At 70.2% G+C, this 12698-nt stretch carries 9 protein-coding genes; 6 read left to right on the forward strand and 3 right to left on the reverse strand.

Annotated features, from left to right (window positions below; translation table 11 throughout):
• Nucleotides 1–82 precede the first annotated feature (82 nt).
• The gene (locus ACIBEJ_RS06615; protein ID WP_397181602.1) at nucleotides 83–640 is read left to right on the forward strand and encodes a dihydrofolate reductase family protein; all 558 of its coding nucleotides are present in this window, start codon (nucleotides 83–85) and stop codon (nucleotides 638–640) included.
• A 21-nt stretch (nucleotides 641–661) separates the two neighbouring features.
• Nucleotides 662–1474 (forward strand): MBL fold metallo-hydrolase, encoded by an 813-nt coding sequence (locus ACIBEJ_RS06620; protein WP_397181603.1) that lies wholly within the window; start codon nucleotides 662–664, stop codon nucleotides 1472–1474.
• Here ACIBEJ_RS06620 and ACIBEJ_RS06625 read toward each other — a convergent pair.
• The 3 genes from ACIBEJ_RS06625 to ACIBEJ_RS06635 all read right to left on the reverse strand — a co-directional run bounded on the left by ACIBEJ_RS06625 (nucleotide 1464) and on the right by ACIBEJ_RS06635 (nucleotide 4760).
• Nucleotides 1464–2234: a maleylpyruvate isomerase family mycothiol-dependent enzyme gene (locus ACIBEJ_RS06625; RefSeq protein WP_397181604.1), complete on the reverse strand. Its 771-nt coding sequence runs from the start codon at nucleotides 2232–2234 to the stop codon at nucleotides 1464–1466. The genes ACIBEJ_RS06620 and ACIBEJ_RS06625 overlap by 11 nt on opposite strands.
• 88 nt (nucleotides 2235–2322) lie before the next feature.
• Nucleotides 2323–3924, reverse strand: coding sequence for a hypothetical protein (locus ACIBEJ_RS06630; protein WP_397181605.1), 1602 nt, complete (start codon nucleotides 3922–3924; stop codon nucleotides 2323–2325).
• Nucleotides 3925–3983: 59 nt separating this feature from the next.
• Complete coding sequence (locus tag ACIBEJ_RS06635; protein ID WP_397181606.1) at nucleotides 3984–4760, reverse strand: DUF4240 domain-containing protein; 777 nt, start codon at nucleotides 4758–4760, stop codon at nucleotides 3984–3986.
• 374 nt (nucleotides 4761–5134) lie between these two features.
• On the opposite strand from ACIBEJ_RS06635, the gene ACIBEJ_RS06640 reads away from it, so the two are divergent.
• From ACIBEJ_RS06640 to ACIBEJ_RS06655, 4 genes are all read left to right on the forward strand, one after another.
• On the forward strand, nucleotides 5135–10993 hold the full coding sequence (locus ACIBEJ_RS06640) for a DNRLRE domain-containing protein (RefSeq protein WP_397181607.1): 5859 nt from the start codon (nucleotides 5135–5137) through the stop codon (nucleotides 10991–10993).
• 71 nt (nucleotides 10994–11064) lie between these two features.
• Nucleotides 11065–11667, forward strand: coding sequence for a DUF6461 domain-containing protein (locus ACIBEJ_RS06645; RefSeq protein WP_397181608.1), 603 nt, complete (start codon nucleotides 11065–11067; stop codon nucleotides 11665–11667).
• 56 nt (nucleotides 11668–11723) lie between these two features.
• Complete coding sequence (locus tag ACIBEJ_RS06650) at nucleotides 11724–11972, forward strand: hypothetical protein (protein WP_397181609.1); 249 nt, start codon at nucleotides 11724–11726, stop codon at nucleotides 11970–11972.
• Between the two features lie 9 nt (nucleotides 11973–11981).
• Entirely contained in the window at nucleotides 11982–12632 is a 651-nt protein-coding gene (locus tag ACIBEJ_RS06655) for a response regulator (RefSeq protein ID WP_397181610.1), read from the forward strand.
• Nucleotides 12633–12698: the final 66 nt, after the last annotated feature.

Below are 12698 nucleotides of genomic sequence, written 5' to 3' on the forward strand. Positions count from 1 at the left end.
TGTCTAGCATACACAGCATCCAGCGGACACTGTTTCCGTGGTGGGAGCAGGCCCGCCCAGTCAGCGAAGCAGGAGGCGATGCATGAACGACATCACGCCGCAGACCGCCGAGGGGAAGGTGCTCTGGCACTTCACCATGTCGCTGGACGGATTCGTGGCGGGACCTGGGCACACCATGGACTGGATGGAGGGGGCCACGGCCCGTCCGGGCCTGGTCGACGAGTACGTCAGGACCACGGGCGCCGTTCTCGGCGGCCGGGACGGCTGGGACGTCGGGAAGGGCGAGGCCCGCCCCTATGGCGACTGGGAGGGGCCGATCTTCGTGCTCACCCATCACCCGGAGGACGCGCAGCCCGCCGACGGGGTGACGTTCCTGAACTGCGGCCCTGCCGAGGCGGTCAGGATCGGGCTGGAGGCGGCCAACGGCAAGAACCTCGAGGTCTTCTCGCCCACGATCGGCCGCCAGCTCCTCGACCTGGGCCTGATCGACGAGATCGACCTCCACATCGCGCCGGCACTGCTCGGCCAGGGCATCCGGTTGTACGACAACCCGGGCAAGGCGCCCATCCGCCTCATCAAGGTCGGCGACGGCGAGCCGCGAGCCGTGGTCAACGTCCGCTACCGGCCGTCCAAGGACTGACCCCAACCGGAAGGAGCCGTCGTGCTCAGTCAAGTCGCAGAGGGTGTGCTGACGCACGAGAGTGCGTTCGTCCAGACGAACACCGTCGTCGTGCGGGGCCGGGAGGGTGTGCTGCTCATCGACCCCGGGATCACGGACGACGAGCTGACCTGCCTCGCCGGCGACCTGCGCGAGCTGGGCCGGCCCGTGGTGGCGGGCTTCTCCACGCATTCGGACTGGGATCACGTGATCTGGCACGCCGCGCTCGGCAAGCCGCCCAGGTACGGCACCGCCCGTTGCGCGGCCGACATGCGCGAACAACTCGCGCAGGCGGATGCGAAGGAGAACATCGCCGCCAGCCTCCTGGAGACGGAGATCGCCGGACAGGTCCCGATGGACCTGCTCGGCGACATCACCGGCCTGCCCGCCGAGGCGACGGAGATTCCCTGGGACGGTCCCCGCGTCCGGATCATCGAGCACCAGGGGCACGCACCCGGCCACGCGGCGCTGTTCGTCGAGGAAGCCGGGGTCCTCATCGCCGGCGACATGCTGTCGGACGTCCTGGTGCCGATGTTCGACAACGTGCGGAGCACCAACAACCCGATCGAGGACTACCTGGCCTCGCTGCGGCTGTTCGAGGAGGTCGCCGACGACGTCGCGGTCGTCATCCCCGGTCACGGGTCCGTGGGCGGACGTGGTGAGACGCGGGCGCGCATCGACCGGGATCGGGCGTACGTGCACGCGCTGCGTGACGGCCGGGCGGCCGACGACCCGCGGATCGGCCCGTCGGCCAAGCCCGGCTGGGAGTGGGTGAGCGACATCCACGAGGGACAGCTCCGGACCTTCAGTCGGTGACCCAGTCCATGTGCTCGATCCAGTGCTCGAACAGTGCCCGGTCGCCGTGCACCTCCAGCGCCCCGTTGAGCGGGCGCCGCCTGCTGAGCACCAGCAGGAGGTCGACGGCCGGGCCGCGTACCGCGACGTCGGCCTTGGTGTGGGCGCGCTCCAGGGCGACCCTGTCCTGCTCCCGGCGGGCCAGCCACTCCCCCGGCGCGTCGGTCGCGTGGAAGTGCAGGGTCTGGCCGTCGCCGCGCATCGCGTCGGCGAAGCCCCGCCGGTTCTCCCAGTAGCCGCGCGAGGTCATGGTGTCCAGCCAGTCCTCGGTGGCCGCGACGGCGAGCTCGGGCGGGAGCTCGTACCGTGTGCCGAGGGCCGATGCGGCGTCCGCGCGGTGTACGCACACCTCGCCGAGCAGCCGCCGCGACCAGAACGGCACCCCCGCGGCCGCGCCGGACGGATCCCACACCGGCGTGTCGTCGGCGACCGACGCGAACGCCTGCTGCGCCTCGGCCGCGCCCTCGGTCAGCCAGTCCCGCCACTGGGCCGGATCGGCAGGGCCGGGGACGTAACGGGCAAACGCCTCGCTCGGCTCGGTCATCCGCTCGCCCACCAGCATCGTCACCATGCGCTGGGTCGAGCCGACATGGTCGACGAGGTCGGCCAGCGCCCATTCCGGACAGGTCGGCACGGGCGCCTTCGCGTCCTTGCCGTTCACCCAATCGGCGAACGTGCTCGTCTGCTCGACCACAGCCCTCAAATACGCGGACGTCTCCATCTGCACCTCCAAGTGCTCGTGCACCGACCCTAGGGAAGATCCGGCGCGTCCGCATCAGCCGAGCTCCTGTTGCCGGCCCCACCTTCGGCTACGACCTGCTCCCCGTTTCCATGATCTGGTCGGGCCGGTCCGGCAAGATCCTCTCGTTCGTCGGGGCAGGCGTTCCGACCCTGACGCAGAGGTACGGCCGTGCCAAGCCGAGGGCGGTGACCGTAAGCCCGATCCCCAGGTACACCGGGGCAAGATGCCCCAGATCGTTGTAACTGATCGCCCCGTGCACCGCGACCGCCGGGACGAACCCCGCGCCCGCCGCCCCCGCCAGCACCCACCACAACCACGCCTCCCCGCGCCGCCACGCCCACAGGCTGAGCAGGGTGATCGCCACCCCGGCCGCGACCAGCGCCCCGCCGAACGTGGCCCGGTCGTGCGCGACGAACGGCACCAGCCGCGCGTTGGCCGCCCGCATCGTGTCCGGCTGGACGCCGAGAAACTCCAGGTCACTGGGGACGAACACCCCGGTCATCCCGACCACCGACACCACGATCCCGCCGACGAGCAGCCCGAACCCGGTGATCACCATGAGGAGTTGCCCGGTGAGCGCCCGCCTGCGCACCGGCTCCGGCCCCTCGGGCAGCACCCGCCAGCGCGGCCGGCCGGGGTCACGCCGCATCGCCAGCAGGAACATCGGCAGCAGGATCACGGTGGCCGCCGTGTGCAGCGGCTCCAGGAACCCGAACCCGATGAAGTACAGCCAGCTCAGAAACCCCGCGGTCCCCGTGGCGAGAAAGGCCCGCCGCGCCCAGGGCCACCGCCTGCGCAGCCCGCCGAAGGCGATGCCCGCGTACAGCACGCCGATGGCCACCATCGACCCGGCCAGCGTGATCCGGTCGTGCCGCAGAAACGCCGGCAGGTGATGGCTGATCTCCCGCAGCTCGTACGGCCCGGCCCCCAGAAAGTCCCGGTCATACCAGAGCAGAACGGGTCCCAGCGTGACCACGGCCGCGCCGAGGGCGAAGGCGATGACGCCGAGCCCGACCAGCACGCCCCACCACCAGTTGGGCCAGAGTCGCGGATCCCTCCCCGGCGCGGGCGGGCCGGGATCCTCGGTGGGCGTCGCGGCCTCGACGACCCGGGCGAACCACCCCGGTCCCGCTTCGACGAGCACCTCGGGCATGGCCAGCACGGTGACATGCGGATCTTCGAGTGCTTGGGCCGCATCATCGACGGAAGGCGAACTCGTCCGCACGATCTCCGGCTCCGCGCCGTGCAGCACGCCGTCCACGTGCCCGCTCAGGGCGGCCTCGACCATGGGCGCCTCGTCCGGAGCGGCACGGGCGAAGACCGCCACCCGCCTGCCCGCCGCCGCCCTGCGCACCTCGGGCACGTCGGCCGGCCGTACCGGAGCGACCTCGACCAGCCCCGCGCCGAGCGGCGCCATGGCACGGACCGCCGACCAGGCCACGGACGGCGGGACGACCACCCCCACCCTGGCCCGCACGGGCACCCCGGCCACCGTCCCGGCCGGGCTGGGATCCGGATGGTGGTGCCCGAGCCCCTGCGCGATGAGCCGTGCCCCGCCGGGCAACGAGCCCACGGCCGCCAGCGTCCGCAGCGCCAGACGCCGCGAGCGCCGCGCACCGAGCATCGCGGCGGCGATCCCGCGCAGGGGATGGTACGTCCAGTCGGGCATACGACAGCCTCCTATTGAGCACTCGCTCAAGTATCGATGAGGCCATCTTAAGCGATCGCTCAACCGTAGAAATGGCGCATGCGCCGCTCCCGGGCGGTCCTGTCATGGAACGACCAGGCCCGGGTTCGTTCGTCTCCCCAGAACGGCTGTGAGGGCCACGGCGTCCAGGGGTGATCGGTGGCCGCGTAGTGGCGCACGAGGCGAGGAAGCCTGCGGGTGAACTCGGCCTCGTCACCGAAGTCCCACGCCTCACCCTCGGGCTCCGCGCCATTGGTCAGGAAGGGGAAGACACGAGTGATGCCCCGTGCTGCCACGGCCTCCCCGGGGTGAGCCTCGTCGTCACCGAGCGCCCGCGCGTAGGCCTTGCCGGGCACGTAGGCGAACAGCTCGAACTCCGGCCAATCGTCATTCGGCCAGAACTGCTGCCGGACACGTGTGAGCCGGAGAAGCCGGACCGTGCCGTCCGCGGACACGGAGGTCCTCTCGTGGCAGTAGTTCCGTGACAGTTCGGAGAGCCGCTGCACCTGCGGAAGTTCAAGGATCCGGTCGGGGCACTCGGTGACCTTCTCGTAGCTGTCACGGCCAAGGCTGATCAGCCACGTCACGAAGTACTCGAATCCGTCAGAGGAGCCGGAGCCGATGATGGTCCAGCAGACCGCGTACATGTCCCACGTGCAGGCGCGGTTGGCGCACAGCGTGAAGCACGCCTCGTAGTCCACGATCTCCTCGGACGGCAGGCGGGCGAGGTGATCCTCCAGCCAGTCCAGCCGCTCCCGCCTGCTGGAGCTCTGCTGGGCGGAGCGTTCGACGAGGTCCCAGAAGCCGTTCATGTCCATGGGCACGGATCATGACAGCACGGCCCGGTGGCGGATGCGCGACGCGTCATGGGAGGGCGCGGCCGTCCAGACGACGGCATGGAGCGGTACGGCCGGCTCACGGCATCCCGTTCTGCCAGCGGCACCTGGGCCGCGGTTATGGAACAGAAGCCCGCCAAGAAAATTACCAGCGCCACCATATATGCACTTCACACAGCGCGGGGCCGCCAATAATAAAGCACCCCTCTACATTTCCTCTATACTGCTTAACCATTGCCCGAATTAAGGGATACGTCTTTACCCAGCGTGTCACCGCCGGTGCAGTTTCGGTATTGGCCGGAGTTTCCTTTCATGGGAATATCTGCCTGCTCACTGGATTCCAGGTAAGGAGCGGAGTGAATTCACATCGATCGGCACCCGGCTTATCCGGCTGGACGCGTCGTGCGACCTGCCTGATCGCCACCCTGACCCTGCTGACGACCACGTTCACCGATCCCGCGGGGGCGGCGCCGCCGAACGAACCGCCGCCACTTGAAGCCACCACCTCGGCCGGAGCGGCGCTTGCCCAGGCCCGGAAGACGAATAAGCGTATCGAGATTGCGGCGTACCGCTCCGAAACCGGAACGTATTACGCCAACCCCGACGGCAAGACCGTGCGTGCGGAGGTGTCCAGCACCCCGGTCCGGGTCAAGAAGAACGGCGCTTGGGCGCCGATCGATCTGACGCTCGTGGAGTCGGGCGGGGTCGTCCAGCCGAAGGCGAGCTTGGGCGACCTGAGGCTGTCCGCGGGCGGTGACACCACCGCCGCCCGCTTCACCGGCGCCGCGGGCAGAACCGCTGTCGAGGCCCCCGCCACGCTGCCCAAGCCGGTGCTCAAGGCCAACACCGCCACCTACCCCGATGCCTACGGGTCGGGGTCCGACCTGGTGGTGACCCTCACCCCGAGCGGGTTCCGGCACGACGTGGTCATCCGGCAGCGCCCCGCCAGGAGCCTGCGCCTGCCCCAGGGACTTCGGCAGGACGACAAGACCGGCGAGCCGGCCGCGCCGATGCTGGACGCCGCCGCCCTCACCAACCCCGACGCCGGGCGCATCGGCCACGCCAAGGCCACCCGCGATCGCGGCACCGTGGTTTTCACCCCCGACCCGGCCTTCCTGAGCGACCCCGCGACCGTCTACCCGGTCACCGTCACCACCCTGTCGGAGACCTGGGAGGGCACCGGCATCGCCGGCGACACCCACGTGTCCAACGTGCTGCCCGACGGCAGCGCCAACGCCACCCTGCCCTGGCTGCTGGCCGGCAAATCGCACAGCGGCACGCGTACGCACCGCACGTACATCAACTTCCACATCAAGGGCACCCCGCTGGAAGGCGGCACCGTCCACAACGCCGACCTGCGCCTGCACAACCAGGACTCCCACACCTGCAGCGACACCGACAGCCCCGGCATCGACCTGCAGCGCGTCACCACCCCCTGGAGCACCGGCACCATCACCTGGAACAACCAGCCCTCCACCGTGCTCGGCGGCCACGTCGCCAACCGCGGCGCCTACAGCGCCACCCGCTGCCCCGAAGGCGAAGGCGAGCTCTACTACTCCATCGAACTCATCGTCCAAGCCTGGATGAACGGCACCCCCGACCTCGGCGTCCGCCTCAACTCCGTCATCGAACCCGACAGCCCGCAGAACTGGCGCTACTACCGCTCCGACGAGTACGGCGGCTACGACACCTACCCCTTCACCCCACGCGGCCCCGTCCTGTTCATCGAGTACACCCCCGCTCCCGCGGGCCCGCCCGAAGTCGTCGTCTACTCCTACGAGGGACCGAAGCGGCCTCAGCCCGCCACCTACGAGGAAGCCGTCGCGATGAGGGTCGACAGCGACGACCTCCCTTACGTGCCCCCGATGAGCGACGCGGAGGAGCAGGTTCTCGCCGCGACCCCCAACCACGTGGCCGAGGTGACGCCGGAAGAGCTTGAGCCCTTCACCGGCGAGTCCGGAGAGGAGTCGTGGGACGGCGGTACCGTCGAAGAGGGCAGCCCGCCCGACGACACCGCCCCCACGGTCGTGAGTACGAGCCCGGTCGCGGACGCGGCGAACGTGCCGACGGACACCTCCATCAAGGCCACGTTCAACGAGCCGGCCTGGGAGCCCGATTTCCTCGTGAAGGACCCCTCGGGCGCGGCCGTCGAGGGGGCCGTGACCGTGGACGGATCTCAGCAGGAATTCACCTTCACCCCGACGCAGCCGTTGAAGCCGGGCGTCAGGTACACCGCCGAGATCGCCGGGGCGATCGACGCGTCCGCCAACCCGATGACCGCCTACTCATGGGCCTTCGAGACGGCCGCCGCGGGCAGCGCCCGCTGGACGTTCGACGAGGGCACGGGCACGACCGCCGCCGACACGTACGGCAGGCATCCCGCGACCCTCAACGACACCGCCGCCTGGATCCCGGGGAAGACCGGCAACGCGCTCACCAACCAGCCCTCACCCCTGCGGACCGCGGCCACGCGCGAAGCCGCCCGCCAGAAGCAGGCCGTCGAGGTCGCCGATGAGACGACCGCGACCAATGTCACCCACGCGCTGCCGGACGGCTCGTTCAGAAGGGAGATCTCGTCAGGCCCGGTGCGGACGCGACAGGGCGGCGCCTGGGTCCCCATCGACACCCGCCTGGCACCGGCCGGGGACGTGCTGCGGCCGAAGGCGCTGGCCTCAGGGGTCGCGGTGGAGGTCTCGACCGGCGGATCCGGCGCGTTCGCGAGGATGACGACCGGCGACGGAAAGTCGTACGCGTTGCGCTGGCCTACGCCTCTGCCGAAGCCGGCCGTGAACGGCGGCCAGGTGACCTTCGCCGACGCCGCGGGCAAGGGCGCCGATCTGGTGGTCACCGTGTTGCCTACCGGGTTCAGGCACGACGTGGTGGTACGGGAACGGCCGGACAGGCCCCTGGAGATCCGGATGGGCGTGGAGACGACCGGGCTCTCGCTCAGCGCGGACAAGACCGGCCGACTGCTGCTCAAGGGCCCTGACAGGAAGGTCGTCGCGTCCGCGGCACCGCCGATGATGTGGGACGGCAGCGACCAGGGCCGCCCGTACCGAGCCAAGCGGGCAGGCATCGACACGGCAGTGGTCAACAGGGGCGGCGAAACCGAACTGGTGCTCAAGCCCGACCATGCCTTCCTGACCGATCCGGCCACGGTGCTGCCGGTCCGCGTCGACCCGACCACCACCTTGCTGCTCAACGCCGACGTCGAGGTGGGCTCCGACTTCCCCGCCGACCCGGCCGACCCCGGCACGCCGTACCTGATGGCAGGGCGGCTCATCGACGGTCTCTACCGCCCTCACCTGCGCTTCGACACGACCGGGCTGGCCGGGCAGACGGTCACCAACGCCAGGCTGTCACTGGTGAACGTGGACGCCCCTGCCTGCGGCAGCTCGGTGGGCGCGGGCATCCAGGTCCGCCGGTTGACCGGCGCGTGGAGCGCCGACAGCCTGACCTGGAGCAGGAAACCGACCACGACGACGGAGGACGCGCAGGTCAGCAAGACGGCGGTCAACTCCGACTGCGCGACCTTCCCAGGCGCGATGGAGTGGACCGTCACCGGCATCGCCCAGGACTGGGCGGCCGGCGCCGCCAACCACGGCCTGGTCCTGATGCACCCCAACGAGGCCGCCACGGCCGACAACTACCGCGTCTTCACCAGCGCGGAGAACACCGACTACGCCGAAGCGGCGCCGAAACTGACCGTCACCACCGGCGCCACGACCTCCAACCCCTCGGCGAGCGCACCGGCCATCACCCCGGCGCAGACCGTGAACGGTGTCACGGTGGCCACCTCGCTCACCCCGCAACTCGGCGCCACCGTCGCCGACACCATCGGCGGCACCCTGACCGGCGAGTTCGAGATCGAGCACGACCCCGCCGCACCCCGGCAGGGCACCGGCCAGATCTGGGCAGGCGCCTCCCCGGCGGTCGCATCGGGCGGCAGGGCCGTGGTCACCGTTCCCGCCGGACGGCTGGTCGACGGCTGGATGGTCCGCTGGCGCGTCCGCGCCGTCAACGCCGGATCGTCCACCGCCTCGGCGTGGTCAGCGTGGCAGAACGTCACCGTCGACGTTCCCGACACCCAGCCCGATCCCACCGTGGGCGCCCTTCAGGTCGTTCCCTCACACCAGGCCGGCGGCACGACGGTCTCCACCAGCCGTACCCCGAACCTGCTGGCGCAGGTGACCAATCCGACCGGTGGCGCGCTGCGGGCCGAGTTCGAGCTGGAGCACGACCCGGCGGCAACCGGTCAGGGCACCGGCCAGATCTGGACCGGCGCGGCCGACAACGTCGCATCGGGCAGCCAGGCCGCCGTGACCGTTCCCGACGGAAGGCTCTTCGACGGCTGGAAGGTGCGCTGGCGGGCTCGCGCCGTCGCGGGCCCACGGGCGTCTGCCTGGTCGGGCTGGCAGTCCCTCACCGTGGACGTCGTGGCGCCCGGTGAAGAGCCGCTGGCGCGTACCGCCGGGCCGGTGATCCGTACCGACCAGAGCTTCACCGTCGCGTCCTGGCTGCGCTGGTCGGACAAGGACGGCGACTACACCGTCGCGGAGCAGCGGGGCGCCCTGCAGGCGCCCTTCCGCCTGGGCAACACCCCCGATCGCGGGCTGGTCTTCACTCTCACCAGCGGCGATACCGCGGACGCCACTTCCTCGGGGGTTCTGTCCGACGTGGAGGCGCCGGTCGACGAATGGTTCCATCTCGCGGGCGTCCACGACGCGGCCTCGGGTACGGCGGCGCTGTACCTCAACGGCCGGCTCGTGTCCTCCGCCCCGATCGGTTTCCAGGCATGGAACGGCACGGGCCCGCTGACGCTGGGCACCCGCATGCGCGGGGACCTGGACGAGGCGCGCACGTACCAGCGGGCCCTGACCGCGACGGAGATCGGCGCGCTGGCAGGAGGCACAGGCCCGGTGCCCGCGGCGAGGACGACCCGGCCCGCGCAGCAGGACGAACCCGATCCCTACGAGGTCAACTACCGGCACTTCACGCTCGACACCTGCCGGGCCAAGGCTCCGACCGACGGGAGGCTGGGGATCTGGACCGATGCCACGGTCTTCAGCGGGTGCTCCGTCCGATGGTTCGGCCTCAGCACCTGGATCGACGACTGGGATCCCAGCTCGGGCACCAGGAAGAAGATCCGGGTGAAGCTGCCCGACGGGTCGGCCGGGATCGACCTGCTCATGCGCGCCACCGCGGTCATCAACACCTACCTGGGGACACGAGACGGGTCAGGGATCCGCAACGCGGGAAGCGACGGGGCGACCGGCCCGATCACCCCGACGGAGTTCTCCATGTGGGTCGCGATCGACCAGGCCCAGTACGCGCTCGAGAGCGGGTTCGGCAACTCCCGCATGCAACTGACGACCACCACGGAGTCGAGCAGCGGGAGCTCGTCCTGCGCGAAGACGATCGACGGAGATCGCGAGGCGCGAATCAAGGAATGGAACGGAACGGCCCAGTACTTCCGCTTCAAGTCCTCCAGCACCGTCGACACCGTACGCCGGTGCACGATCGTCCCCTGGATGAAGATCAAGGACGTCATCGCGGTGAAGCCCTGGCCCACCAACGTTCCGCTGTGGGGCAAGCTCAAGGACGAGGAGGGCGCTCTCAGGACGCCGCCGACCGTGCGCTGTGACGACCTGACCCTGGGGCCGGGCAGTCCAGGGGCGTGGCCTGAGGAGAAGCGCGTCCGCTACAAGGGCGCCTGCATCTTCCCGGGTGTGAGCCGTATCTATCGGACCGACGTCGCCCATCCCAAGCGCGGCCTCGTCGCCGCCCACATCGCGGCCGCCTTCAACACACCGGACGTCACCGACCCCAAGAAACCACCAGGCCAGAAGGTGGTGCCAGGAAACTGGAACGGCTCGACGGGACGGAGCAAGAGCCCGCTGACCCGGATCAACGAGAGCGAAGCGCGACCCCTCGACCCCAAGGGACGGACGTGGGGAGCGGTGCAGGTCAGCGAGCGGCGCAAGGCCTGCAAGGCGGCCAAGGTGGTCGGCGACTGCGACGAGTTCCCCTTCAACTCGGTCAGGGAGGGTCCCGGATGGGGTGACGGCAACTTCTCCGTGCGCGGCGTGCCGTCCAGCAACAACAAGAGCGACGGCTGGTACCTGTCGGTGTTCTACGCGCGCTACCGTGTGCTGATCCCCGACAGTAACGCCCAGCGCGGCGGCGACCGCTTGTGGGTGAGCGTCAAGTCCTGACGTACGGCTGCCGCCCGGCCGTGCGCCGGGCGGCAGCCGTACCACCGGATCGATCGAAGGGAAGCCATCGCATGCCCGTGGACCACCTCTACCAGTTGCTCCGCTCCTACGATCCCAGCGACCTGTCCATGCGGCAGTTCTACGCCGCCTGGTGCCAGGGGCCCACGGAGGAGGAGGCCGTCGCCCTTCTCGGCGGGGAGCCCGGAAGCGGCGTGCCGGACGACTACGCCGGATGGGGACCCGGGTCCGACGGGAGCGGCGACGCGGAGGCCGGCTTGCTGGCCGGCCGGATGGGCGGCTGGACGATGCTCATCGGTGACGACCGGATCGCCGGGGACGACGCGGTGCTCGCCCTGACCGGTACCGGCGGGCAGGCGCTGGCGGTCAGCTGGGACTTCCACGGCGACTGCCTGCTGAAGTACGCGCGGTCCGGCGAACTGCTCACCGTGCTCGACATCTTCGACACCGACGAGCGCACCGGCCTGGATCCCGACGCTCTCGATCCGTACCTGGACGGCCTGCGTTTCACCCTCGACCCCTCCGACCCGGACGAGCCCTCCGTGGAGCCGGCCGAAGCGTTCACCTCCGCTCTGGTGGCGGTCGGCAGGGTCGTGGGGCAGGAGCTCGACAAGGCTTGGCTGGACACCAGGCACCGCTGCTACGTCGTGCGTTAGAGATCGCGGAGTTCTCTGCGTGAGGTGATGCCGAGCTTGCCGAAGACCTTGCCCAGGTGCCATTCGACGGTGCGGGCGATGTGTTCTTCCTGCGGAGTCAGCTCGCCGACCATGACGACGGTTACCTGTGGTGCGCTTCGGTCAGCGGCACGGGCAGCTTGTTCCTGAGCAACCACACGTCGGCTTCGGAGGGCCTGTACCTCACGCCACCGGCGCCCAGTGACCCGGAGAGCACCGCGCGGGTGTTCCCGAGCCACGCGCCGGCGCGGGTGCTTCGGGCGGAGGTGACGTGGCGCGATCTCTAGAGTTGGTGCGTGACGATTCGGGTGCTCATCGCTGACGACCAGGAAATGGTACGCACCGGCTTCCAGATGATCCTGGACGCTCAACCGGACGTGGAGGTGGTCGCGGCGGTGGCCGACGGGGCCGAGGCGGTCGCCGCGGCCCGCCGGACGCGTCCCGACGTGTGCCTGCTCGACATCAGGATGCCCAAGCTCGACGGGCTCGAGGTGACCCGGCTCCTGGCCGGTCCCGGGGTGGAGAATCCGCTGCGGGTGGTCATCGTCACCACGTTCGACATGGATGAGTACGTCTACGGCGCGCTGCGCCACGGCGCGAGCGGGTTCCTGCTCAAGGACAGCGGCCCCGCCCTTCTGGTCGAGGCGGTCAGGGCGGCCGCGGTCGGTGACGCGCTGGTGTCGCCCTCGGTGACGGTACGCCTGCTGCGGCACCTGGCCCGCCCCCGGCCGAGCGCGGCCCTGACGCCGGACGAGCCGCTGAGCGACCGGGAGCTGGAGGTGGCGCGGCTGGTGGCCAGGGGCTACAGCAACCAGGAGGTGGCCGCGGAGCTGTTCGTGTCGCTGTCGACGGTCAAGACGCACGTGGGTAGCATCTTCGCCAAGCTCGGCGTCAAGAACCGGGTGGGGGTAGCCGCCTGGGCGTGGGAGTCGGGCGTGATGAGCTGATCCACATCTGGCCCAAAGTATGATCGCGCGCCACCCGACCCGACTTGTGACCGATACCCGGTTCCT

The organism is Nonomuraea sp. NPDC050790, from assembly GCF_044456745.1.
GTDB lineage: Bacteria > Actinomycetota > Actinomycetes > Streptosporangiales > Streptosporangiaceae > Nonomuraea.

Coding starts and splice junctions, on each gene's coding strand:
- ACIBEJ_RS06615 (WP_397181602.1), top strand. CDS start 83: ATGAACGACATCACGCCGCAGACCGCCGAGGGGAAGGTGCTCTGGCAC.
- ACIBEJ_RS06625 (WP_397181604.1), bottom strand. CDS start 2,234: ATGGAGACGTCCGCGTATTTGAGGGCTGTGGTCGAGCAGACGAGCACG.
- ACIBEJ_RS06630 (WP_397181605.1), bottom strand. CDS start 3,924: ATGCCCGACTGGACGTACCATCCCCTGCGCGGGATCGCCGCCGCGATG.
- ACIBEJ_RS06635 (WP_397181606.1), bottom strand. CDS start 4,760: ATGGACATGAACGGCTTCTGGGACCTCGTCGAACGCTCCGCCCAGCAG.
- ACIBEJ_RS06645 (WP_397181608.1), top strand. CDS start 11,065: ATGCCCGTGGACCACCTCTACCAGTTGCTCCGCTCCTACGATCCCAGC.